Origin of the sequence: Streptomyces sp. 142MFCol3.1 (assembly GCF_000424945.1) — a bacterium.
In the GTDB taxonomy this organism is placed as follows: Bacteria; Actinomycetota; Actinomycetes; order Streptomycetales; family Streptomycetaceae; genus Streptomyces; species Streptomyces siamensis.
Genome location: NZ_AUKV01000011.1, coordinates 286,518 through 309,731 on the forward strand (window position 1 = coordinate 286,518; position 23,214 = coordinate 309,731).

General features: G+C 71.9%; 19 protein-coding genes and 1 pseudogene. 9 read left to right on the plus strand and 11 right to left on the minus strand.

What is annotated here, in order from left to right; genetic code table 11:
- Position 1 precedes the first annotated feature (1 nt).
- Both H305_RS0118655 and H305_RS0118660 read left to right on the plus strand, forming a co-directional pair.
- A complete protein-coding gene (locus H305_RS0118655) occupies positions 2–775 on the plus strand; it encodes a polysaccharide deacetylase family protein (protein ID WP_199791427.1) in 774 nt (257 codons plus the stop codon).
- Positions 768–4,619 (plus strand): lipopolysaccharide biosynthesis protein, encoded by a 3,852-nt coding sequence (locus tag H305_RS0118660; protein WP_028801715.1) that lies wholly within the window; start codon positions 768–770, stop codon positions 4,617–4,619. Before H305_RS0118655 ends, H305_RS0118660 begins: the two co-directional genes overlap by 8 nt.
- Before the next feature lie 155 nt (positions 4,620–4,774).
- Here H305_RS0118660 and H305_RS0118665 read toward each other — a convergent pair whose 3' ends face one another.
- A complete protein-coding gene (locus tag H305_RS0118665) occupies positions 4,775–6,196 on the minus strand; it encodes a GH39 family glycosyl hydrolase (RefSeq protein ID WP_028801716.1) in 1,422 nt (473 codons plus the stop codon).
- Positions 6,197–6,363: 167 nt separating this feature from the next.
- Between H305_RS0118665 and H305_RS0118670 the strand changes: the two genes are divergently transcribed.
- Both H305_RS0118670 and H305_RS0118675 read left to right on the plus strand, forming a co-directional pair.
- Positions 6,364–7,458, plus strand: a complete 1,095-nt coding sequence (locus tag H305_RS0118670) for a DUF5925 domain-containing protein (RefSeq protein WP_028801717.1) — start codon at positions 6,364–6,366, stop codon at positions 7,456–7,458.
- 68 nt (positions 7,459–7,526) lie between these two features.
- Complete coding sequence (locus H305_RS0118675; protein WP_028801718.1) at positions 7,527–8,279, plus strand: DUF72 domain-containing protein; 753 nt, start codon at positions 7,527–7,529, stop codon at positions 8,277–8,279.
- 123 nt (positions 8,280–8,402) lie between these two features.
- Here H305_RS0118675 and H305_RS0118680 read toward each other — a convergent pair whose 3' ends face one another.
- A complete protein-coding gene (locus H305_RS0118680; RefSeq protein ID WP_028801719.1) occupies positions 8,403–8,771 on the minus strand; it encodes a GntR family transcriptional regulator in 369 nt (122 codons plus the stop codon).
- Positions 8,772–8,841: 70 nt separating this feature from the next.
- Here H305_RS0118680 and H305_RS0118685 point away from each other — a divergent pair, with 70 nt between their 5' ends.
- Both H305_RS0118685 and H305_RS0118690 read left to right on the plus strand, forming a co-directional pair.
- Positions 8,842–9,771 (plus strand): GNAT family N-acetyltransferase, encoded by a 930-nt coding sequence (locus tag H305_RS0118685; RefSeq protein WP_028801720.1) that lies wholly within the window; start codon positions 8,842–8,844, stop codon positions 9,769–9,771.
- Positions 9,752–10,252, plus strand: a complete 501-nt coding sequence (locus H305_RS0118690; RefSeq protein WP_028801721.1) for a DUF402 domain-containing protein — start codon at positions 9,752–9,754, stop codon at positions 10,250–10,252. Before H305_RS0118685 ends, H305_RS0118690 begins: the two co-directional genes overlap by 20 nt.
- A gap of 112 nt (positions 10,253–10,364) precedes the next feature.
- Here H305_RS0118690 and H305_RS0118695 read toward each other — a convergent pair whose 3' ends face one another.
- A complete protein-coding gene (locus H305_RS0118695) occupies positions 10,365–10,979 on the minus strand; it encodes a class I SAM-dependent methyltransferase (RefSeq protein ID WP_028801722.1) in 615 nt (204 codons plus the stop codon).
- Between the two features lie 137 nt (positions 10,980–11,116).
- Here H305_RS0118695 and H305_RS55780 point away from each other — a divergent pair, with 137 nt between their 5' ends.
- Positions 11,117–11,251, plus strand: coding sequence for a hypothetical protein (locus H305_RS55780; protein ID WP_107440054.1), 135 nt, complete (start codon positions 11,117–11,119; stop codon positions 11,249–11,251).
- A gap of 204 nt (positions 11,252–11,455) precedes the next feature.
- Here the strand turns inward: H305_RS55780 and H305_RS0118705 are convergent, their stop codons facing one another.
- Both H305_RS0118705 and H305_RS46385 read right to left on the minus strand, forming a co-directional pair.
- Positions 11,456–11,905 (minus strand): GNAT family N-acetyltransferase, encoded by a 450-nt coding sequence (locus tag H305_RS0118705; protein ID WP_028801723.1) that lies wholly within the window; start codon positions 11,903–11,905, stop codon positions 11,456–11,458.
- 125 nt (positions 11,906–12,030) lie between these two features.
- Positions 12,031–13,200, minus strand: a pseudogene (locus H305_RS46385) (hypothetical protein); the annotation flags it as partial.
- Positions 13,201–13,461: 261 nt separating this feature from the next.
- Between H305_RS46385 and H305_RS0118715 the strand changes: the two are divergent.
- Positions 13,462–14,481, plus strand: coding sequence for a lytic polysaccharide monooxygenase auxiliary activity family 9 protein (locus tag H305_RS0118715; RefSeq protein WP_028801724.1), 1,020 nt, complete (start codon positions 13,462–13,464; stop codon positions 14,479–14,481).
- A gap of 59 nt (positions 14,482–14,540) precedes the next feature.
- Here H305_RS0118715 and H305_RS0118720 read toward each other — a convergent pair whose 3' ends face one another.
- Both H305_RS0118720 and H305_RS0118725 read right to left on the minus strand, forming a co-directional pair.
- Positions 14,541–15,401, minus strand: a complete 861-nt coding sequence (locus H305_RS0118720; RefSeq protein WP_028801725.1) for an esterase/lipase family protein — start codon at positions 15,399–15,401, stop codon at positions 14,541–14,543.
- Between the two features lie 171 nt (positions 15,402–15,572).
- A complete protein-coding gene (locus H305_RS0118725; RefSeq protein WP_028801726.1) occupies positions 15,573–16,016 on the minus strand; it encodes a MarR family winged helix-turn-helix transcriptional regulator in 444 nt (147 codons plus the stop codon).
- Positions 16,017–16,119: 103 nt separating this feature from the next.
- Between H305_RS0118725 and H305_RS0118730 the strand changes: the two genes are divergently transcribed.
- The gene (locus H305_RS0118730) at positions 16,120–16,494 is read left to right on the plus strand and encodes a cupin domain-containing protein (RefSeq protein WP_028801727.1); all 375 of its coding nucleotides are present in this window, start codon (positions 16,120–16,122) and stop codon (positions 16,492–16,494) included.
- 81 nt (positions 16,495–16,575) lie between these two features.
- On the opposite strand, the gene H305_RS0118735 is transcribed toward H305_RS0118730, so the two are convergent.
- The 4 genes from H305_RS0118735 to H305_RS50745 form a co-directional block, all read right to left on the minus strand.
- A complete protein-coding gene (locus tag H305_RS0118735) occupies positions 16,576–17,550 on the minus strand; it encodes a DNA polymerase Y family protein (protein ID WP_028801728.1) in 975 nt (324 codons plus the stop codon).
- Positions 17,547–21,056: a DNA polymerase III subunit alpha gene (locus tag H305_RS0118740; RefSeq protein ID WP_028801729.1), complete on the minus strand. Its 3,510-nt coding sequence runs from the start codon at positions 21,054–21,056 to the stop codon at positions 17,547–17,549. Before H305_RS0118740 ends, H305_RS0118735 begins: the two co-directional genes overlap by 4 nt.
- Positions 21,057–21,284: 228 nt before the next feature.
- Positions 21,285–22,367 (minus strand): S1 family peptidase, encoded by a 1,083-nt coding sequence (locus tag H305_RS0118745; RefSeq protein ID WP_078629119.1) that lies wholly within the window; start codon positions 22,365–22,367, stop codon positions 21,285–21,287.
- A 289-nt stretch (positions 22,368–22,656) separates the two neighbouring features.
- A partial coding sequence (locus tag H305_RS50745) for an SPFH domain-containing protein (protein WP_037764508.1) occupies positions 22,657–23,214 on the minus strand: 558 nt, incomplete at its 5' end.

Here is a 23,214-nt window from a genome sequence, read left to right on the forward strand (position 1 = left end):
GATGTACCACTCGATCGCCCACTCCCCCAACGACGCGACCCGCGCCCTGTCCGTCGCGCCCGAGGCGTTCACCGAGCAGATGGCGCTGCTCGGCGACCGGGGCTTCACCCCGGTCGACACGGCGCGGCTGGCCGCCGCCTGGCGGTCGGGGGCCGCACTGCCCGTCCGTCCCGTGCTGATCACCTTCGACGACGGCTACGAGGGCGTGCACCGGCACGCGCTGCCCGTGCTCGCCAAGCACGGCTTCGCCGCGACCCTGTTCGTCTCCACCGGCTGGCTCAGGGGCCCGTACGACACCGGGGGCGGCCTCGACGCCATGCTGGACTGGGACCAGGTGCGCGAACTCGCCGGGGAACAGGTGGAGATCGGCGGGCACAGTCACACCCACCCGGAGCTGGACCAGATCCCCGACGACGCGCTCCGGTCCGAGCTGCTGCGCTGCAAGGAGATCGTCACCGACGAACTGGGCGCGCCTCCGGCCTCGTTCGCCTACCCGTACGGCTATTCCAGCCGCAGGGTGCGCCGTACGGTGCGGGAGGCGGGGTTCGCCCAGTCACTCGCCGTCGGCAACGCCCTCGCGCGCCGCCGCCAGGGCCCGTACGCCCTGCAACGCGTCACCGTGCGCCGCACGACCGGCATCGACGAGTTCGAGCAGCTCGTCGAAGGCCGAGCGATCACCCGCACCTTCGCCCGGGACCGCGCCCTCACCAAGGGGTACGCCGTGGTCCGAAGAGCACGACAGGTCCGCCGGAAGGCCATCCGTTCCCGTGTCTGACACGACGACCACAGCCCAGGCCTCCACGCCCGCCGAGGCGCCCGAGCAGCCGCCGGCGCGCCGGTTCCGCCTGCCCGGCCGGAAGGGCAAGGGCGCCGACGGGGGAAACCAGCTGTTCCGCAACGCCTACGCGCTGATGCTCAACACCGGCATCTCCGCCGTGCTCGGGCTCGGCTACTGGCTGATCGCGGCCCGCTACTACTCCGAGTCGGCGGTCGGCCAGGGCTCCGCCGCCATCGCCGCGATGAAGCTCCTCGCCGGCCTCACCGCGGTCACGCTGACGGGCGCGCTGGCCCGGTTCATCCCGGTCGCCGGGCGCAGCACCGGACGGCTGATCCTGCGTACGTACGCGGGCAGTTCGGTGATCGTGGCGCTGGCCGCCGGGGTCTTCCTGCTCACGCTCGACCTGTGGGGCCCGTCGTACCGCTTCCTGCACGGACCGCTCAACGGCCTGGGGTTCGTCCTCGCGGTCGTCGCCTGGTCGGTGCTGACGCTCCAGGACGGTGTGCTGACCGGGCTGCGCAGCGCCCTGTGGGTGCCCGTGGGCAACACCGTGTTCTCCGCGGTCAAACTGCTGCTGCTCGTCTGTCTCGCCGCCGCGATCCCCACGACGGGTGTCTTCGTCTCCTGGGTCGCCGCGATCGCCCTGTCGGTGGTGCCGCTCGGACTGCTGGTGTTCCGGCGGCTGGTGCCCCGGCACGTGAAGGCGACCGAGGACCACGCGAAACCGCCGTCCCTCAAGGAGATCGGCCGCTTCCTCGCCGGGGACTACACGGGCTCCCTGTTCTCGCTCGCCGTGGTCTACCTCGTCCCGGTGATCATCGCGTCGCAGGTGAGCTCCGCCGACAACGCCTACTTCTACATCACCACCACGATCGGCGGCACGGTCAACCTGCTGGCGATCAACATGGGCGCCTCGCTGACCGTCGAGGGCTCGCACGACCCGGCACGGCTGGCCGCCAACACGCGGGCCGCCCTCAGGCGCATGGCCCGGATCATGCTGCCGGTGTGCGGACTGCTCTTCCTCGGCGCCCCGTTCATCCTGCACGTCTTCGGCGAGGGGTACGCGCACGCGGCGACCCCGCTGCTGCGCTGGTTCGCCGTCGGCGCGGTGCTGCGGGTCGTGATGGAGACGTACTTCGCGGTCCTGCGCGCGCAGAGCCGCACCGCTGGACTGGCGTGGTTGCAGGGCCTGCTGTGCGTCCTGGTCCTCGGCCTGACCGTGCTCCTGCTGCCCCGGATGGGCCTGACCGGCGCCGGGGTCGCCGAGATCTCCAGCCTCGCGGTGATCGTCATGATCGCCGCCCCCAGGCTGTACCGGATCGTGCGCACCGCGCCGCCCGCCGAACTGCCCGCGGACGCCGCGCCGGACGGCGACCTCGCCGACCTGGGGGCCCGCGAGGCTCCCGTCGCGAAGCCCCGCGAGGGGCGGCACGGTCCCGCGTGGGCGCTGGACTCGGACACCCTCGCCCTGGGCGTGCACGTCGACTTCGACCACCAGGAGCGCAGGCCGGACGTACGGCCGGGCCCGGGCACCCCGCCCACCGGGACGCCCAAGGCACAGCCGGAGCACCGGCCGACCTGGGCGCTGCGGGTGCAGCCCGGCCCCTCGGTCGGGCTGCCCGTCGAGGCGCGCGAACCGGGTTCCGAGGCGTCGCTGGGTCCGGCGGAGGCACCCGAGGTCGACGCGCCGTTCGAGACGGACGGCACGGACGGTGTCGCGGTGGCACGCAAGCCGGTGGCGAACGTCTCCGCCGCCGCGGCGCGGCCGGACGCGGACCCGCCGCTGCCGCCGGACGACGCCCTGCCGTCGCTGCGTGAGCGGCTGCGGCACCCGTCCAGAGCCGGTGTGGTCCTCGGCTGCCTGCTGATCTCGGCGCTGCTGCTGTACTGGGTCCCGGCGCTCGCCCTGGACGACCGCGCCCTCGACGAGATGGGCGGCCTGGGCCTCATCTCGGTACTGCCGCTCCCGACCCTCGGCGGGGCCGCCCTGCTGATCGTCGTCTTCGCGTCGCTGCTGTGGACCGCCCGCGAACACCGCGGGCTGCTGTGCGTCACGCTGCTCGCCACCGTGGTGTCGCTGCACGCGCTGCCCGCCGTGATCGAGACCGAGCCGCGGTTCGCGACGGCGTGGCAGCACCTCGGCTTCCTCGACTACATCGACCGGACCGGGTCCGCGGTGCCCGACCTCGACGCCCGCTGGAGCTGGCCGGGCTTCTTCGCGGTGGCCGCTTTCGTCGCGAAGGCGTGCGGGGTCAGCGACCTCACCGAGGTCATCCGCTGGTGGCCGATGACCGTCCAACTGCTCTACCTGGCACCGATGTTCCTGCTGGTGCGCTCCCTGCGGGCCGGCTGGCGCGCCAAGTGGACCGGCATCTGGATCTTCGCGCTCAGCGGCTGGGTCGGCCAGGACTACTTCTCACCGCAGGGCTTCACCTATCTGCTCTACCTCGTCTTCGTGGCCATCCTGCTCGTCTGGTTCCGGGCTCCGCGCGTGCTGTGGACGAAGGCGCGTCCCGGCGAGGCGGAGGTCGAGCCGACGAACCGCCGTCAGCAGGCCGTGCTCCTCATGGTCCTGACGGGGCTGTTCGCGGCGACCGTGCCCGCGCACCAGCTGACCCCGTTCGTGATGCTGGGCGTCCTCGCGGTCCTCGTGCTCGTCGGACGCTGCGAACTGCGCGGCCTGCCGATCCTGTTCGCCGTGCTGGTCGCGGTCTGGCTGAGCTTCATGGCCGAGCCCTACTGGTCAGGGCACTTCGACGATCTGTTCGGCGGCGTCGGCGGCGTGGGCAGCAATGTGTCGACGTCGGTCTCCGGGCGTATCCAGGGCGGCAGTTCCTCGCACAAGCTCGTCCTGTACACCCGCGTCCTGCTCGCGGGCGGCGTGATGGCCTTCGCCTGCTGGGGCTGGTGGCGACGGCGCGACCACAAGTACCGCGAGCGGTCCCTGCTCGTCCTCACCTTCGTGCCGTTCCTCGGCTTCGGCATGCAGTCGTACGGCGGCGAGATGGCCCTGCGGGTCTTCATGTTCGCGCTGCCGGGCGCGGCCCTGCTGGCCGGACTCGCGTTCTTCCCGCGCACGGGCGTCACCGCGAAGGAGCTTGAGCGGGACCGGGTGAGCCTCGCGCCGGTCGCCGCCCTGATGGCGGGACTGCTGCTCATGAGCGGCTTCCTGGTGGCCCGTTGGGGCAACGAGCCCTTCGAGCGGATCAGGTCGGGCGAGGTCGCCGCCATGAAATACGTGTACGAGCACGACGATCCGACGGTACGGCTGCTGTGGCTGAGCAACGACACGGTCGACAACGTGACGCCGGCGATGCCGTGGGGCGCGAAGGACATGGAGAAGGTGCAGTACGTGCCCACGCTGGCGCCCCCCGACCCGGTGCTGGTCTCCGGGCTCGTGAAGGCCCTCAAGGACGCGGGCCCGAACTCGTACCTGATGATCAACCGCAGTCAGGTGGTCTACCTCGAACTGGACGTGGGCTATTCGACGACGTGGGAGTCGCGGCTGATCACCAACCTCGACGACCGCCGGGAGCTGAAGAAGGTCCTGGCCAACGACGACGTCACCATGTACACGCTGCGCAAGCAGCCCTCGGGCAAGGTCGAGAAGGCCGATCCCGGACCGATTGGGCCCCAGATCACCTGGACGCCGTGGTCGGTCGTGGGCGGCCTGGCGGCGGTCGCGCTCATCGTGCTGCTGGCCGCCCGGGAGGTCGTCCGTGTCGCGGCACGGCCGAGCGTGCGGCAACTGCGGTGGCTGCAGAGCAGTTTCTGGTTCTCGCTGCCGCTGCTCGCGGTGCTGCTCGCCTCGATGGTGCAACGGTTCCTGACCATGAAGTAACGCCCGCACCAAGGACGAGGGGGCTCGCGCGGTTCTCCGCGCGAGCCCCCGCCCGTGCGACGCCCGCACCACGTACCCGGGGGCTCAGCACGGCGACACGCGCACCACGTACCGGAGGCTCAGCACGGCGACACGCGCACCACGTACCCCGAGGCTCAGCGCGTCAGCCACTTCACCTCGTACGCACCCATCTCGAACCGTTTGCCGTCGATCTTCGCGCTGATCGAGCGGTCGAGCGTGTTGACCACGAGCACGGTCCTGTCGGTGGCGAGGACGCGGACGTTGGGCACGTCGTCCGCGGCGACGGACACGGACCTGTACGCCGTGCCCGGTGCGAACTCCTTGCCGAAGCGGGTCACCAGGTCGTACATGGGGAGCTTCCCGCCCCCGCTTGCGGTGTCCGTCGGTGTCCACAGGCAGCCCGGACAGTTCGTGCCCTTCTCGTCCTCCGGATTCCAGTAGAAGCCGGACGACGCGCCGCCCTTGACCATCGCGATCATCCCGGCGGCCTGGACCGCCACGCGGTGGGTCTCGGACCAGCCGTTGCGCTCGTCCTCGCCGTCGGCCGGCTCGACGTAGTACTCGGCCCACCACAGCGGCAGGTCGTGGGTGCGCGCCCGCACCCACTTCCCGACCGCGGTGAGTTTGTCGGTGGCCGCGAACTCGTCGGGCAGCATCTCGTCGTCATTGGTGTAGCTGGAACCGTCGACGACGACGAAATCCGCTCCGGCCTTGTTCTTGTTCCAGTAGTCGAAGGCGTCGAGGACCCGCTGGTCCATGGCTCCCCAGGTGCCCTTCACCGTCGTGGACGCGCCGTCCTTCTGCCGCGGGTCGAGGCTGTCCATGACCAGGTAGGGCCCGCCGACCATGATGTCCTTGTCGACCTTCTTCAGCGCCCTGTAGACGAGGTTGTAGAGCTCGGTGTAGCCCTCGTAGTCCCAGCGGCCCTCGCTGTTGTTCCAGAAGCCCTTGAACTCATTCCAGACGATGAAGTGGCGTACGTCCGGATAGCGCTTGGCGACGGTCGCGGCGAGCGCGGCGAAGTCCTCGTAATGGGACCGCTCCGGGGCCGTCTCCAGGGAGGACTGACTCCAGTCGGTGTTGCCGGCGCCCGCCTTGCCACCCTTCATCCAGTCCGGTGCGCAACACAGGGTGACGACCGGGGTGCCGCCGGTCTTGCGGACGAAGTCGATGCGCCCGTCCATCGCGGAGAAGTCGTAACGCCCCTTGGACGGCTCGGGATTGTCCGCGCCCCAGCCCATGATGTGCTGGTTCTGCGGCACCGACTGCTTCTCCAGCAGCCCCTCGGCCCGCTCGACGGCGGCGTCGCTGCCCTCGTCGGCACTGAACTGGGTGTGCGTGAAGCCCCAGCCCACGTCCGGCCGCGGCGACCCGGGCGGCGTGACGGGTGTGCCGTGCACCTTGTCCCCGTCACGGGTGGTGCCGGCCGTGCCCCCGCCGTCCCCCGGAAGCGTGTTGAGCAAGGTCACCACCAGGGCCAGAGCGGCCACACCGACGCCGAGCAGCGCGGTGAGCCGCCACCGCCGTGCCCCCGAATTCCACCCATGACGTCCCATCATGGGCAACAGTAACCGCGGGCCTTGGCCGTCGGACAGATCCCGTGAGTGCACAGCCCTGTAACAGGATGGAAGGGACACACCGGAAGCACCGGACCTCGGACGACACTCGCGGCGCACTACGGAAACCGGGTGCAAGCGAAGCCCGTGTGACGGATCATGGCGGCATGTCTGCCAACCCACACGACGCTCTGCCGATCCGGCTCAACGTCGACGACAGCGACTCGCCGTCGGACGTCGTCGACGCGCTGTTCCTCGGCCGCTTCGCGACGGGCGAGCAGCCGCACTCGCACGCGGCGAACATCGACCGCGTACGGTCCGGGGCGACCCTGCTCCCGCCGGGCGCCCGCGTGCTGCGCTCCGCGCGCGACGACGACCGCAGCGCGACCCTCGCCGAGGGCGACGGCTGGACCCTCCTGGTCTCCCGCTGGAACCGCGGCGCCGACGTGACCGTGACCGCGACCAGCGCCGAGCTGGCCGAGAAGGTGCTCGGCCAGGCGACGGACGGCGCCGCGGACGAACCCGAGCCGCAGCCGGAGAACGTGACGATGGGATTCTGGTACGTGTCGCCGCGCCGCGGCCCGTACCGCACGACGCGTCAGATCTCGGCCGGTACGTGGGAGGAGGTCCGGGCCAACTACACCGAGCCGGTGGCCGACGCGATGGACCGCCTGATGAAGACGACCCCCGAGGGCATCGCCGGCCGGCTGCTGCTCCTGCACGGCCCGCCCGGCACCGGCAAGACCTCGGCGCTGCGCACCCTGGCCCGCTCGTGGCGCGACTGGTGCCAGGTCGACTGCGTCCTCGACCCCGAGCGGCTCTTCTCCGACGTCGGCTATCTGATGGACATCGCGATCGGCGAGGAGGACGCCACGGGCAAGGGCCGCTGGCGGCTGCTCCTGCTGGAGGACTGCGACGAACTGATCCGCGGCGAGGCGAAGCACACGGCGGGCCAGGCGCTGTCCCGTCTGCTCAATCTCACGGACGGGCTGCTCGGCCAGGGCCGCAACGTCCTCGTGGGCGTCACGACGAACGAGGACCTGGAGCGTCTGCACCCCGCCGTGGTCCGCCCCGGCCGCTGCCTCGCCCGCATCGAGGTCGGGCCCCTGACCCGCTCCGAGGCCGTCGGCTGGCTCGGCACGGAGGAGGGCGTCCCGCGCGACGGCGCGACCCTCGCGGAGCTGTACGCGCTGCGCCGGGGCACCAGCCCGACGTCGGTGCCGGACCAGCGCGACGGCGCGGACGCGGGGCTGTACCTGTAGGCCGCACCCGGGTGCGGTGCGCGCCGCACCCGGGTGCGGCGGACGGTCCGGTGTTCTTTCATGGAGGCATGACCCTGTACGTCGGCACGTCGGGGTGGCAGTACAAGGACTGGCGCGGCGTCCTCTACCCGGACGGACTGCCCCTGCGACTCTGGCTCGAGGAGTACGCGGCGCACTTCGCGACGGTCGAGATCAACAACGCCTTCTACCGGCTGCCGTCTCGCGAGACGTTCGAGAGCTGGCGGGAGCGTACTCCCGACGGATTCGTCGTGGCCGTCAAGGCGAGCCGCTATCTGACCCACATCAAGCGGCTGCGCGACCCGGAGGAGCCGGTGCACCGGCTGATGGACCACGCCGCGGGACTCGGCGACCGTCTCGGACCGGTCCTGCTCCAGCTGCCGCCCACGCTGCACGCCGACCCCGGACTCCTCGACGACTGCCTCGCCCGCTTCCCGTCGGGCACGCGGGTCGCCGTCGAACCGCGTCACGACTCGTGGTGGACGCCCCGGGTGCGCGAGGTACTGGAGGCGCGGGGCGCGGCGCTGTGCTGGGCCGACGTGCTGGCCCGGCCGGTGACCCCGCTGTGGCGGACCGCCGCATGGGGCTACGTCCGCTTCCACGAGGGACGCGCCCGGCAGTGGCCGCGCTACGGCCGGCAGTCCCTGGCGTCGTGGGCGGCGCGCATCGCGGACGCCTGGCCCGAGGGCCGTGAGGTGTACGCGTACTTCAACAACGATCCGAACGGGGCGGCGGTCCACGACGCGGTCGCCTTCGCCCGCGCGGCACACGCGGCGGGACTGACCGTCACGCGGACCCCGTAACGCCCGCCCGTGGACTCCATGGACTCGGCGCCGGCCACCCGTGCCCCGCAGGGGCGCGCGGAACTGCGCGACCAGCCACGACGGTGCCGCAGCCGGACGTCGGCCGAGCGCGCAGCGGAGCGCCTAGGCTCCGTACGCCGCCCGCAGGGCGTCCCGTGCGGCGTCCAGGGCCGCCGCCTCACTGAGCCCGAGACGGCGTACGCGTTCGGCGTACCCCTGGGCCGCGATGGCGGCCTCGCGCGAGGCGGCGTCGCCCGCGGCGGCCACGAACGTGCCGTTGCGGCCCCGCGTCTCGATGACCCCGTCCGCCTCCAGGGCCCGGTACGCCTTGGCGACGGTGTTGGCGGCCAGGCCGAGCGACTCGGCGAGCCCCCGCACCGTGGGCAACTTGTAGCCGACCGGCAGCGCGCCGGAACGGGCCTGCTCGGAGATCTGGGCACGCACCTGTTCGTAAGGAGCGGCCCCCTCATGAATGTGGATCTTCAAAGTCACGCAGCGATTGTCCCGTACGCGCCCGAAAATGAGAGGCATCCGCCGTGACGCACGCGTAGCGTGCGGCCCCATGACAGTGATCGTCCGCGAGCTGCGCCCCGGGGACCCGGCGGACGCCGAGGGCTTCGCCCGCATCCGTCACCTGGCACTCCCCTTCATGCTCTTCACGCCCGAGTCCATCGCCCATGACCTGGAGCACGCTCATCCGGACTCCCACTACCGGCTGTTGCTGGCCGAGGAGGACGGCGAACCGATCGGCACCGCGCAGGTGGGCATGGTGTACGACAGCCCCGAGCCGGGCCAGGGCTCCCTCACCGTGTACGTGCACCCGGAGCGGACCGGACGCGGCGCGGGCGCACTGCTGGTGAGCACCGCCGAGGACCGGCTCGGCGCCCTGGGCGCGAAGAAGCTGCACACGTGGGTGCTCGACAGGACCGCGGACCGCGCCTTCGCCGAGAAGCGCGGCTACCGTGCCGGCCGCTTGGCGCACTTCCTCCGCTTCGACCTGGCGAACACCCCCCTGCCGCCGCTCCAGGAGACGCCCGCGGGCGTCGAACTGCGCACCGCCGCGGACTTCGCGGACGACCCGCGCCCTCTGTTCGAGCTGGACGCGGCGACGCTGCTGGACGAACCGAGTGACCTCGACCGCGAGTTCACGGACTACGAAGCCTGGCTGAAGGAGACGTGGCACCACCCGCTCCTCAGTCATGAGCTGACGTCGGTGGCCGTGGTCGACGGCCGGCCCGCCGCGTTCAGCGCGGCCCGCACCGACGGCGGCACGCGCTACGGCACGGTGATGACGGGTACCGCCCGCGCCTTCCGCGGCCGCGGCCTGGCCAAGCTCGCCAAGAACCACTCCCTGTACCGCGCCCGCGCCGCCGGCTTCACGCAGGCATTCACGGGCAACGACGCGCGGAACGGCCCGATGCTCGCGATCAACCGGTGGCTGGGCTACAAGATCTGTGCGACGGAGGTGGCGTATGCCCGCGAACTCGTCTGACGGCCGCAGCTCGTTGAGGGTCGTGCTCGTCAAGTACGGGCATACGAAGATCAGTTATCCGGCCGAGCTGCTGCGGGACGACGGCAACCGGGTGACCGTGCGTGCCCCGTGGGCGGGCGACGACGCCCGCGACTTCGGCTTCGTGCGGTTCGAGCGGGGCGACGTCTTCACCGAGCACTACTGGCGCGACCGCTGGTACTCGGTGAAGGAGGTCCGCGACGCCGAGGGCGTGCTCAAGGGCTGGTACTGCGACATCACCCGACCTGCGACGGTCTCCGGCGACGAGCTGATCGTCGAGGACCTCGACCTCGACCTGTGGCGCTCGGCCGACGGCAGGACCGTACTGCGCCTGGACGAGGACGAGTTCGCGGCCAGCGGTCTGGCGACCACCGATCCGGAGGCCGCCACCGCCGCCGAGCGCGCCTTGGACGAGCTCGAACACCTCGCGCGCGAAGGCGACTTCGAGTCCCTGCTGGCCTAGGGGGTGCCGTTTCGGATCAGCCCGGGTCTGTGACGCCCGGACGGCCTGACCGACCTGCCCCGAACGCCCCCCAGCGCCCGCCCGGCATCCGCCGGGCGGGGCTCGACCCGGGTCATACGGTGGCGACCACCGCGTACCGCTCGTCGTCGACCTCGCGGCCCCACAGTCGCGCGTCGCCCGACAGCGGCTCCACGGTCAGGCCCGCCGCCAGGGGCTCCACCAGGGCGGCCAGCCGCTCGGCGGGCAGGCCGACCGGGCTCAGCGTCCCCCACCGGCCCTCGACGAGCACGAGCCGCCCTCCCGGGCGGAGCAGCCCGTGCCAGTGCCGCAGGACGCGCCCGGTTTCCGGCAGCGCCCACAGCACATGGCGGCAGATCAGCACGTCGAACCGTTCCTCGCCGACGGGAGGTGCCGCCGCGTCACCCAGGAGGAACACCGCGTCACGACCGGCCAGTTTGGCGCGGGCGAGCTCGACCATGCGGGGTGAGGCGTCGACCCCGGTGACCCGGTGCCCGCGCTCGGACGCGAGCAGTGACAGGCTGCCGGTGCCGCATCCGACGTCGAGGACGTCGGACGCTGGACGCGGCAGCCACGCCGCCATCCTGGCCGCCCACGCCTCGCGTACGACCGGGTCGCGCAGGCCGTGGTCGGGCTCGTCGTCGAAGGTGACGGACTCCGCGTCCCAGTCGACGCCCGCTCCCGGATTCGTGTCAGTGTGATGCGTCATGGGCCCCAGGGTGACAGCCACCACTGACAGTCGATTCGTGACTGGCGCCACAGACAGATCCCGGCCGATGAGTAACTCTCCCGGAAAGGGTCTACCTCCGTACGACCGCGGAGATCGGTAGGCACAAGGAGGCAGCGATGCGCCGAGTGACCGTGCAGAAGCCCCAGAGGAAGTCGGACTCCCGCCGCGTGCGGGAGGAGACCGACGAGCGCCCCGCCGGGCGCTCCGAAGTCCGGAAGGACATCGCGCGAACGTGGTGGCCGGACGGCTGATCCGGCGGCCCGACAACGCCCAGATCGTGCCGGCCCCCCGTGGCAACGGGCCTCCGGGCCGTCGTTGCCTCGCACCGCGCCGGACATCCGCCGTCACTCCGGCCTCGCACCGCGCCGGACATCCGCCGTCGCTCCGGTCTCGCTCGGTGACAGGACCTGCCGTCGGTCCGTCCGGGCTGCGGTGACCCGCCTTCGCCCGGCCGCTCAGTCCAGCCGCTTGCGGTAGTGGACGCGGTCGTACGGGCCGTCCACGCGGCGCTCCACGACCTCGTACCCGTACTTCGGGTAGATCTTCTGGTTCTCCCACATCTTCGCGTTCGTCAGCAGCCGGATCTCGGGGAGCCGGAGCTCGCGCGCGTGTGCCTCCACGAAGTGCAGAAGCCTGCGCCCCACGCCCGTGCCGTGCGCGTCGGGGCGGACGGCGATGATGTCGAGGTACAGATGGTCCTCGCGCGCCTCGACCACGACGAGCCCCGTCAGCGGCTCCCCCGTGACGAACACATGGCCCGCGGCCACGTTCGCCTCGTGATCCGCCTCCATGGGCGCCGGAACCAGCCCGATGCGCTCGATGTACGGATGGAACGCCGTGTCGATCACGGCCCTCACGGCCGGCACGTCGGCGGCGACGGCCGGCCGGATCTCCTCTTCTGTCATGCCGCGAACGCTACCTACTCGATCGCGGCGTCAGCACTCCCCCGACGCCGCCGCCCGACTCCCCCGTCGGCGCCGGCCGCGATGTCTCCGGCGCCGGCCGCGGGATCTGAGGTGCGGGGCGGCGCTCAGCCCCTGGCGCGCTCGGCGTCCGGCGTCGCCGCGGCCTCCCGAGGTGCCGGGATGACCGGGAGCGCACGCACCGCCATGCCCGCCCGGTGTCCGTCGGCCGCCGCGCACAGCGCACGGGCGGCCTCGTCGAAGCGGACGGCGGACGGCGGGTCGGAGGGGCCCAGCAGGTGCTGCTTGAGCTCGCTGCGGGCCTCGGCGCAGGTGTCCTTCTCCGGCTCGCGCACGGTCTCCAGCAGAGCCGGTATGCCGGAGGCGTCCGGAGTGAGGACGGCGCCGGCCCGGACCGTCGGGAAGGTGTCGCGGAAGTCCTGCTCGAAGAGCCCGCTGGTGTTGGCGACGGCGTAGGGCTTCTCGCTCGCCAGATAGTCGGATATGACGCTGGAGACGTCGCTGACCAGCAGGTCGGCCACGTTGAAGCAGGCGTAGACGGTCGGCCGCGCCCCGACGACGATCCGGTGCTCCCACGCCGGGAACGAGGCCCGGTACGCGGTTTCCCAGGCGGCGGTCGCGGCGGCCACGGCCGCGGCCCGGCCGGGTGCGGGCACCGTCTGGATGAGCATCCGTTCCGCGTCGTCGGCGCTCGCCCGGAACGAGGACGTGGTCAGAGCGTCGAGTTCGGCGGTCCGCCGGGCCAGTTCCGCCGCCGCGAAGGGCGCGGGCCGCTCGTCGGCATGCTCCACGGCACGCAGGGCGTTCGCGGCGCGGATCATCTCCTGGATCCGGGTGTTCGCGGCTCCCGCACGGGGATCGACCGATCCGGTCAGCGGGTGCGGCTTGTACAGGAGACGGACCCGGGGATCGGCGAGGAGGGCGCGGACGATGTTCTCGCCGGCCTCGACGACCGAGGTGTTGCCCGGGTTGCCGTCCCAGCCCTCCCACGTGGGGGCGTAGAGGACGGTGGTGTACGGGCCCGCGGGCGCACCGGAGTACGGCTCGATCGCGTCCAGCTGCGGACGTCCGATCTCCACGACGTCCCGGTCGTCGACCCCCACGGCAGCCAGGGCGTACCGTTCGCGTGCCGCGGGACCGGCCACCCACACCTCGTCGTAGGCCTTCGCGTACGGGTTGCAGCTGGACAGCTTGTCGCTCTCGCCGTGATTGACGAACGCGTGCTTGATGGTGGGGATCCGCAGCACCTGCGAGGTCTTCCCCGAGTTCGACGGGTAACCGGGCGCCCGCCGCCGAACCCGGCCGAGACGTCTCGCCGGGGACCGCCCGGCCACTATCAGGCCGGCGGCTCACCCTCGGGCGCGACGCCCGGTGCATCCCCCTTCCTGAGCCCTCCGTTAGCCCCGCCTTAACGGCGCCATAAGGATCTCCCCCGCCCCCCTCCAGCAGGCGATTTCCCGGTTTCTTGGGGCTAGTTTGCTGATCGCCCCCACGGGATCCACCCCACGCACCGAGGACCGCTTCCGAGGAGTTCCCTCATGCCCGCACGCCGCAAGGCCGCCGTCGTCGTCACCGTCGGCATCGCCCCGCTCACTCTCTCGGCACTGGCCGCCGCCCCCGCGTCCGCGCACGGCTCGGTGGGCGACCCGGTCAGTCGGGTGTCCCAGTGCTACGCGGAGGGCCCCGAGAGCCCGAAGTCGGACGCCTGCAAGGCGGCCGTCGCCGCGGGCGGGACGCAGGCGCTGTACGACTGGAACGGCATCCGGATCGGCGACGCGAACGGGCGGCACCAGCGGCTGATACCCGACGGGAAACTGTGCAGCGCGAACAACGACGAGTTCAAGGGGCTCGACCTGGCCCGCACCGACTGGCCGGCGACCTCCGTGAGCAGCGGCGCGTACACCTTCGAGTACCGCGTGACCGCGCCGCACAAGGGCACGTTCAAGGTGTACGTGACCAAGGCCGGCTACGACCCGTCGAAGCCGCTCGCCTGGGACGACCTGGATCTGGCGCACCCGGTCGCGACGGCCACCGACCCGGTCGCCTCGGGCGGCTTCTACACCTTCACCGGCACGCTCCCGGAGCGTTCCGGCAAGCAGCTGCTGTACGCGGTGTGGCAGCGCTCGGACAGCCCTGAGGCCTTCTACTCCTGCTCCGACGTCACCTACGGCGGCAAGAGCGGCAGCGGCTCGTCGGGCGGCACCGCTCCGGCGCCGACCGCCTCGGCGCCCTCCGAGGAGCAGTTCGAGGACGGCACCGACAGATCGACGGTCGAGCATCATGGCCACGGCGACAACGACGCCCGTACGTCCGCGGAGCCGAAGGCGGCCACGGACGGGGCCGGTGCGGACACCTCGGCCCAGCCCGCCGGGGCGGGCACGGACGGCTCGAACCGGCCCGAAGCGGCCGGCTCATCCGGGAACCTCGCCGAGACGGGCGGCGACGCCGGCACGCCCTACATCGCGATCGGCGGAGCCGCCGCCCTGGCGCTCGGCGCCGCGGCCCTGTTCGCCTCGGTCCGGCGCCGCGCGGTCACGGGGGGCCGCAGCGGCCGCTAGGCACGGGGAGATCCGGGGGCTGTCCGGCGGCTCAGGCCGGACAGCCCCCGGTGGCGTGCTCAGCTGAACGCGGAGGCGCAGGTGGTGGCCTTGGCGTGCGCCGGGTCGAGGGCGTTCGCCACCTCATGGAAGGCGATGCGGTCGAAGAGACCGATCGCCACGTGCTCGGAGAGGTCGAGCCCGCACAGGTCCTGCAGCAGGACGTTGTCGACGTCGGGCCCGCTGAGGAACTGCGAGCGGTACGGCGTGGCCACCTCGTCGTACCTGGTGGCGATGACCGTGTAGTGGACGCCCGCGACGGTGTCGCCGCCGGCGTTGAGCTTGGTCAGGAAGTCGGAGCCGGCGATCTGGTCCGCCAGTCCGGGAGTGGTCGCCTTCAGCAGGTCCTCGGCGCCCGGGAAGTACGGCAGCAGGTTGGTGAGGCCGCTGAGTGTGGTGCCGTGGTTGTCGGGCGCGATGCCGACCAGGGCGTTTACCTTGGCGGCCCCGCCGAGGAACTTGAGGTAGTAGCGGGGCATCATGCCGCCCTGCGAGTGGCCGACGAGGTCGGCCTTGGCGGCGCCGGTCGCGGCGAGCACCTTGTCGACGAAGACCTGGAGCTGTCCTGCCGACTTGTCGATGGGGCCGAGGCCGTTGAAGAGGGGCACTCCGGGCAACTGCCCGTAGTCGAGGGAGAAGACGCAGTAGCCGCGGACCTCGAGGTAGGGAGCGAGGGCCAGCCAGTTGTCGACGGAGTTCCCGAAGGTTCCGTGGACGAGGACGACGGGGCGGGGGTGGGCGACGGACGGCTTGCAGGAGTAGTCGTTCCAGCCGTGGCTGGGGGCGGATTCCGCCTGGGCGGTGGCGGCGGGGACGACGGCGACCGCGGCGGTCAGCAGCAGCGCGGCGAGGGGTCTGAGCACTCGTTTCCAGGGCAGCATCGGGTGATCTCCTTGCGGCTCAAGGGAGTTGCGACGGCGTACGCCCTGTGATCCGGATCACGAGGATGCTGTTCACTCGTCAAGTTACGGGCGAGTAGCTCCGGTGTGAAGTTACGCGCGAGTAAAAACTTCCAGCGGTAATTAAAGGTGGCGGCTACACCCGATGAACCGTCACCAGGCGGGCCTGATGGGACCATAGGGCGCGATGCGCGCCAAACGGTCGTGCAACGCGCGCATCTCACCCTCGCCCAGCAGGTCGCCCCACGCGCGCACGACGTCGGCGGCGGCCTCCTCCGCGGCGCGCGTACAGGCCCGGCCCCGCTCGGTCAGCACGATCAGCCGGGCGCGCGCGTCGTCGGGGTGCGGGTGCCGCTCGACGTACCCCTTGCGGACGAGCTCGTCGACCAACTGACTGGCGGCCTGCTTGGTGACCCCGAGATGAGCGGCGAGGTCGGTGACCGTCGCGCCGCCGGCGGCGAGGCGGGCGAAGGCGAAGCCGTAGGCGGGCCGCCCTTCGAACCCGCGCTCCACGACACCGTCGTTGATGCGCTGCGTCAACTCGCCCGCGGCGGCGAGCAGGGCGACGGCGAGGGCCATGGCTTCCGAGTTCTGCACGGGTGCATTGAAACACCCTTGACGAATCGGTCAAGCGGCTTGACCATAGAGCCCGTCAAGATGGTCAAGCAGATTGACCATATTCCCGATCCAGGAGTTGCCCATGCCCGTCGTCCGTTCGTCCGAAGCCGTCGTCCACGAGATCCACGGCGCCCGATTCGTCTCGTACGCCACCCCCCGCAGCGGGAGCAAGGAGTTGTGCGCCTGGCGGGGGGAGATCCCCGCGGGGCTCAAGGCCCCGGAGCACACCGTCAGCCATGAGGAGATCTTCCATCTCCTCTCCGGCGAACTGCTGATCACGCTCGACGGCCGCGCCGAGCGGGTGACCGCGGGCGACACCGTGATCATCAATCCGGGAGCCACCCTCGGCGTCGAGAACCCGACCCGGGAGACCGCCGTCTCCTGGGTCACCACGTCGATCGGCCTCCGGGCGGAGCTGGCCGACGGCTCGGTCATCACGCCTCCGTGGGCCAACTAGGGCCTGTCCGAACGTTCCCGGCGTCGCCGGGCGGGAGGGAACGGTCGGACAGGGCCTGGCGCCCCCGGCCGACCCGGGACGTCACGCGGCCAGCGTCCCCGGCCCGATCACATGCGGCCCGAACCTCGCCCGCGCCCTGTCCGCGACCTCCTCGACGCGGCGGACCTTCTCGTCCACCGGGTCGAAGGTGAGCTGGTACGCGGCCCGTTCGGCGGGGGTGAGCCCCTCGGCGCGCAGGGCGATCCCCCGGACCCGGGCCCGCTGGAGGCCGAGCGCCTCGTACATGCGGTACGCCGTGCCGGTGAGCGCCGGCGAATGGGCGGTCGGCTCCTTGAGGGTGCGGCTGCGCGTGGTCGTGGAGCGGTCGGCGTACCGGACGGTCAGGGTCAGCGTGCGGCAGACCTTCTCCAGGGCGCGCAGCCGGGCACCCAGGTCCTCGGCCGCGCAGAGCAGCGCGCGGCGATGCCGGGAAGGATCCAATTCATCTCGCCGGAAGGGGTGTTCGGTGGCGAGGGAGCGTGAGGTGGCGTTCGGCACGACCCGGCCGCGGTCGATGCCGGACGCCTTCTCGCGCAGTTCGCGGCCCGCCCTGGCGCCGGTGAGGCGTTGCAGTGTGGACAGGGGTGCGGCGGCGACCTTGCCGATGGTGTCGAGGCCGTACTCGCACAGGGTGCGGGCGGTGGCGCCGCCGACTCCCGGCAGCGCGGCGACGGGCCGCTCGGCGAGGAATCCGGCGACGGCGTCCGGCGCCTCGGGCACCACGGGGGTCACGCCCGGCGCGGCGTCCCGCAGAGCCATCCGCGCGAGCATCGGGCCGGGTCCGGCGCCGATCACGCAGTCGATCCCGTGCAGGGCGAGCGCCCGCAACCGGATCAGCGAGGCCAGCTCCACGGCGTTGCGCCCGAAGTACCGCTCGGCGCCCCGCAGGTCCAGCAGCGCCCCGTCGGGTGGCAGCGCCTCGATGACGGGGGTGAAGTCCTCCAGCAGTCCGAGCAGTCGAGGCAGGGCCGCCTCGTACATCGGAGGCAGCTGGAAACGTACGCAGAGGATGGTCATCCCGCACTCCCCGGACTCTGGTGCCACAGCTTCTTTCCACCCGCGGGACCTTCGCCCGCGGGACGCAGATCGGCCCAGGGGTGCATCTCGTACCCCGTGGACATGCGGATCGTGCGGCCCTCCGCAGGGCCGCCGCCGGACTTCCCCGGCCCGGCCGGCTCCCCGCGCTCCCCCGGCTCCGGCTTCCGCGCCGCGGGCTCGGCGAGGTGCGCGGCGACCACGTCGAGGCCGCCCCGGGCGCGCAGTTCGACCAGTTCGGCGAGGTTCCAGGCCGCCGCTCCCACCACGCTGAGGCTGCGCGGGCCACGGCGCTGCACCACTCCGCGCACCAGCAGCAGCCAGGAGTGGAAGACGGTGTGGGCGCAGGCGTCGTGCGAGTCGTCGAAGAAGGCGAGGTCGACCAGGCCGGTGCCGTCGTCCAGGGTGGTGAAGATGACCCGCTTGCCGGACCGGATCGGCGGGGTCTGGGTGGCCGCCTTGGCCCCGGCCACCAGGACGGTCTCACCGTGCCGTGCCTCCCGCAGCCGGCGCGCCGTGACCACGCCCAGCTCCTCCAGGAACCCGCGGTGGTCGTCCATGAGATTGCGGGAGGCATCCATGGAGAGCACACCGAGCTCGGCGCTGAGCCGCTCCGCCGAGGAGAGATCGGGCAGCCCGGCCGGTGCCGTCGTCCGCCCTCCGGCCGAGAGCGCCTCCCCCATGTCGAGGAGTGCGGGAGGAAGCCGATCCGCCCGCCCGCCCCGCGCGCCCCGGTGCAGTTCGCTCAGGTGCAGTTGCAGATCACGGCGGTTGGCGCCGAAGGCGTCCAGCGCGCCGACCTGGGCCAGCCGCTGGGCGAGCGGGCGGCTCGGCCGGGCCCGCTCCCAGAAGTCGAGCAGCGAGCCGTACGGCTGCCCGTCCGCGATCCGTGCGGCCTCGGCCTCGCTGATGCCGTGCACGTCGGAGAGCGCCAGCCGGAGGCCCCAGCTCTCGGACCCCCGTGAATCAGACACCAGTTCGATACAATGGGCGACCGCGGACCGGTTCACGTCCAACGGCAGGATCGGCACCCCTCGCCGCCGCGCGTCCGCCAGCAGCAGCCGCTTCGGGTACATCCCGGGGTCATGGGTGAGCAACCCCGCGTAGAAGGCGGCCGGGTGATGGGCCTTCAGCCAGGCCGACTGGTACGTCGGCACGGCGAAGGCGACCGCGTGCGCCTTGCAGAAGCCGTACGACCCGAAGGCCTCGACGATCTCCCAGGTGCGCGCGACGGTCTCGGCGTCGTATCCCTTCGCCGCCGCGTGCTGCGCGAACCAGAACCGGATCCGCCCCTGCGACTCGGGGTCGGAGAGCCCGCGCCGCACCCGGTCCGCCTCGTCGCGTCCGCAGCCGGTCATGATGTCGACGATGTCGATGATCTGCTCGTGGAAGACGACGACCCCGTACGTCTCCTTCAGCGGCCGCTCCAGGTCGGGGTGCGGATAGCGGATCGGCGCCCGGCCGTGCCGCGCCTCGATGAACGGCCGCACCATGTCGGCGGCGACCGGCCCCGGCCGGAAGAGCGAGATGTCGACCACGAGGTCGTGGAAGGTCGCGGGCTGCAACCGTCCGACCAGGTCGCGCTGGCCCGGGGACTCGATCTGGAAGCAGCCCAGCGTCTCGGTCGACTGGATCAGCCGGTACGTCGCCGGGTCGCCCGGCGGCACCGAGTCGAGGTCCGGCCGGTCGCCCGTCGCCCGCTCCACCTCGGCCACCGCGTGCGCCATCGCGGACTGCATCCGCACGCCCAGCACGTCGAGCTTGAGCAGCCCGAGGTCCTCCACGTCCCCCTTGTCGAACTGCGACATGGGCAGGCCCTCGCCGCTGGTCGGCACGACCGGCGTACGGGCGAGCAGGGAGGCGTCGGAGAGGAGTACGCCGCACGGGTGCATGGCGATGCCGCGCGGGAGGGCGTCGAGCGCCTCGACCAGCTCCCACAGCCTCCCGTACTTCTCCTCGTCCCGCCGGCACTCCTGTGCCAGCTCACGCAGTTCGGGCAGTTCCTCCATCGCCGCGCGGGCGTCGCGGGCACGGATGTGCGGGAAGGACTTGGCGATCCGGTCGATGTCGGCCGGGTCCAGGGAGAGGGCGGCGCCCACGTCGCGGACGGCGTGCCGGACCCGGTAGGTCTCGGGCATCGATACCGTGGCGACCCGCTCGGTGCCGAACCTGGCGATGATCGCGCGGTAGACCTCCAGACGGCGCGCGGACTCGACGTCGATGTCGATGTCGGGCAGCACCGCGCGCCGCTTGGACAGGAAGCGTTCCATCAGCAGCCCGTGCTCGACGGGGTCGGCGTGCGCGATGCCGAGGAGGTGGTTGACGAGAGAGCCCGCGCCGGAGCCGCGCGCGGCGACTCTGATGCCCATGTCCCTTACGTCGTCCACGACCTGGGCGACCGTCAGGAAGTAGGAGGCGAAGTCGTGGTGGGCGATGATGTCCAGTTCCTGGTGCATCCGCTCCCAGTAGGCCCGGTCTCGGTCGTAGCCGCGCAGCACCATGCCCGCCGCCGCACGGGAGGCCAGGGCCCGCTGGGCGGTGCGGCGGCCCGCGCCGACGAGGTGCGCTTCGGGGAAGTGGACGGTGCCGATGCCAAGGTCGTCCTCCGGGTCGACGAGACAGGCGGCGGCGGTCGCCCGGGTCTGTTCGAGCAGGTGGTACGCGGTGTCGCGGCGGTAGCCCGCGGCCTCGACGATCCTTTCGGCCGCGCCCAGCATGGCGGCCTCGTCCTTGAGCCAGGCCTCTCCCGAGTCCAGCCCGCGACGCGGGTCGACCGGGACGAGCAGCCGGGCGGCGTCCAGGACGTCGGCGACCGGGCCCATGCCGGGGTCGGCGTACCGGACGGCGTTGCTGAGCACCGGGCGCACCCGCTGTTCGGCGGCGAACCCGACCGTGCGGGCGGCCAGCCGCAGGGACCCCGGCCCGGTCCCCTCACGGCCGTGCCACACCGCTTCCAGCCGCAGGGCGTCGCCGTAGACCTCCCGCCAGGGCGCGAGCAGCTTCGCGGCCCGGTCGGGGCGTCCGGCGGCCAGCGCGCGGCCGACGTCGGAGGCGGGGCCGAGGAGTACGGTCAGGCCTTCGGCGTGGTTGTCCGGCCAGGACAACCGGGGCCGGTCGCCGGCGGGGTCGCCCGCATGCGCGGCCGTAACGATTCTGCAGAGGTCGGCCCAGCCCGCCGCGCCGTCCCGGGCGAGGAAGGTCGCACGAGGTGCCGACTCGTCGACGAAGGCGCCGCCACGGACCGGGGCCCGCCGCTTCCCGCCGCGCTCGGGCTCCCCCACCGCGAGCTCGGTGCCGAACAGCGGACGGACACCCGCCCTGGCGCACGCCTTGGCGAACCGGACCGAGCCCGCGAGGGTGTCCCGGTCGGTGAGCGCGAGGGCGTCCATGCCCCGCTCGGCGGCACGCTCGGCCAGCCGCTCCGGGTGCGAGGCCCCGTACCGCAGGGAGAACCCGGACACGGTGTGCAGATGCGTGAATCCCGACACACGCGCCTCCCGCACCCGTGAGCCCGCACGAGCTCCCGAACATTCGTTCCCAATTACCTCACCCCCACCATAGACCAATTTTCGAACTACTGTGCGACATCCGTCCGAGCCCCTCCGACCTGCGCAAACGCCGGCCGGTCTGGGCCGTGGGGGCCTCTCCGGTACACACGGCGGAGTCCCGCCCCCGCAGCCTGCGCGGGGACGGGACTCCGCCGGGACGGTGAGCCGTCAGCCGATCTGGGCGCCGAAGGCCGAGAGCGCCTCGGTGACCGGCTGGAAGAAGGTCTCGCCGCCCGAGGTGCAGTCGCCGCTGCCCCCGGAGGTGAGACCGATCGCGGTGTCGCCGGAGAAGAGCGAGCCTCCGCTGTCACCGGGCTCGGCGCAGACGTCGGTCTGGATGAGTCCGTTGACGACGTCGCCGTTGCCGTAGTTCACGGTGGCGTCCAGGCCCTTGACCGTGCCGTCGTGCACCTGGGTGGTGGAACCGCTGCGGGTCACCTTCATGCCCACGGTGGCGTCGCCGGCCTTGGCGATGGCCTGCGTGGAGCCGTTGTAGAGGTCGACCTCGCTCGGGTGGCCGACGTTCCCGGTGTACTTGACCAGACCGAAGTCGTTGTTCGGGAAGCTGGACTGCTCGTTCTTGCCGATCTCGGTGCCGCTGGAGTCCGACCAGGTCGAGATCGCCTCGGTGCAGTGCCCGGCGGTGATGAAGTAGGGCTGCCCGTCCTTGACCACGTTGAAGCCGAGCGAGCAGCGCCCGCCGGAGCCGGTGATGGCGTCACCGCCGGCGATGAAGGGCTTGAACTCCCCCTTGGTGCGCTGGAGTTCGGCCTTGGCGCCGAGGCCCTTCACGACCTTGGAGAGCTTGGTCCACTCGGTCGCGGAGACCGTGCGGTCCGCGGTGACGACGACCTTGTTGGTCTCCGGGTCGGTCGCCCACGACGTACCGGGGATGGTCGCGTCACTGCTGAGCGTCGCGCGAGCGCTCTTCAGCTCGGCGAGGGAGTTCTCGACGACTCTGGCCTCGGCCCCGGCCTCCGTGACGGCCTCGGCCGCGGTCTCGTCGAGCACGTTGACGACGAGGTGCCGGGACTTCGCGTCGTAGTACGTCCCCGCCGCGTCGGCGCCGAGGTCCTTGCCGAGGGTCGAGGCGAGCTTTCCGGCCGCCGCGACCGAGAGGGTGTGCGGCGCGCCGGCCTTCGGCGCCTCGCTCGCGTTCGCAGTCTGGAAGGTGACTCCCGCGGCGACGAGCGCGGCGATGCCCGCACCCGTCATGACGGCACGCCGCCTGGGTATGCGTCGGTGCTTCAACTGACGTCCTCCTGTGGGGGGTCGGCCGCGAAGGTCGTGGGGGACCACCGAGACCGGAAGGCGTACGCGCACGGACCCGGCACACGACAAGAAACCGCGTCAAACCGCGTCCGCGCCGGTTGTTCCCGGCCCACTATTCCCAGGCACACAGGGGGCACACAAGGTCGACTTCAGGACGCGCGTACGTCAACGGGCGTACGCCCCCTGCGCCTTGACTGTGCGTGGTGATGCCACGTGGGTTTCCGGTGCAAACACTGTGTGCAGGCGACCGTTGTGCGGACGGTGAGGACTAGTCCTGTCCTGTTTTCGATCCCTCGGGCTCTTCACTCAAGGGAACTTCCGGGGAGGGAAGTTGCTCCCGCACCGGTCGGCCGGACTCCTGGATCTCGGCCGGTACGGGTGCCGGGGCCGGGACGGACGGCCGCAGCGCCTCGGCCGACTGCTGCGCTCCGGACGGCTGCGGTGCGTCCTGGAGCTCGGCCGACTGCCGTGCCCCGACCGGCTGTTGCGTCGCGGCGGGCTGCTGCGCCCCGACCGACTGCTGCGCCTTCTCCAGGAACCTGAGGAGTTCCACCGGGAACGGGAGCACGAGCGTCGAGTTCTTCTCGGCCGCGACGGCCACCACCGTCTGCAGCAGCCGCAACTGGAGCGCCGCGGGCTGCTCGGACATCACCCCGGCGGCCTCCGCCAGCTTCTTGGAGGCCTGGAGTTCCGCGTCCGCGTTGATGACCCGGGCGCGGCGCTCACGGTCGGCCTCGGCCTGCCGGGCCATGGACCGCTTCATCGTCTCCGGCAGCGACACGTCCTTGATCTCCACGCGGTCGATCTGCACGCCCCAGCCGATCGC

Bases quoted from the DNA above. Each gene is read 5' to 3' on its own strand.
- H305_RS0118685 (WP_028801720.1), top strand. From the start codon at position 8,842: ATGACAGTGATCGTCCGCGAGCTGCGCCCCGGGGACCCGGCGGACGCC.
- H305_RS0118665 (WP_028801716.1), bottom strand. From the start codon at position 6,196: ATGGGACGTCATGGGTGGAATTCGGGGGCACGGCGGTGGCGGCTCACC.
- H305_RS0118730 (WP_028801727.1), top strand. From the start codon at position 16,120: ATGCCCGTCGTCCGTTCGTCCGAAGCCGTCGTCCACGAGATCCACGGC.
- H305_RS0118720 (WP_028801725.1), bottom strand. From the start codon at position 15,401: ATGCTGCCCTGGAAACGAGTGCTCAGACCCCTCGCCGCGCTGCTGCTG.
- H305_RS55780 (WP_107440054.1), top strand. From the start codon at position 11,117: ATGCGCCGAGTGACCGTGCAGAAGCCCCAGAGGAAGTCGGACTCCCGC.
- H305_RS0118735 (WP_028801728.1), bottom strand. From the start codon at position 17,550: ATGACCATCCTCTGCGTACGTTTCCAGCTGCCTCCGATGTACGAGGCG.
- H305_RS0118675 (WP_028801718.1), top strand. From the start codon at position 7,527: ATGACCCTGTACGTCGGCACGTCGGGGTGGCAGTACAAGGACTGGCGC.
- H305_RS0118695 (WP_028801722.1), bottom strand. From the start codon at position 10,979: ATGACGCATCACACTGACACGAATCCGGGAGCGGGCGTCGACTGGGAC.
- H305_RS0118705 (WP_028801723.1), bottom strand. From the start codon at position 11,905: ATGACAGAAGAGGAGATCCGGCCGGCCGTCGCCGCCGACGTGCCGGCC.
- H305_RS0118655 (WP_199791427.1), top strand. From the start codon at position 2: ATGTACCACTCGATCGCCCACTCCCCCAACGACGCGACCCGCGCCCTG.
- H305_RS0118690 (WP_028801721.1), top strand. From the start codon at position 9,752: ATGCCCGCGAACTCGTCTGACGGCCGCAGCTCGTTGAGGGTCGTGCTC.
- H305_RS0118670 (WP_028801717.1), top strand. From the start codon at position 6,364: ATGTCTGCCAACCCACACGACGCTCTGCCGATCCGGCTCAACGTCGAC.
- H305_RS0118715 (WP_028801724.1), top strand. From the start codon at position 13,462: ATGCCCGCACGCCGCAAGGCCGCCGTCGTCGTCACCGTCGGCATCGCC.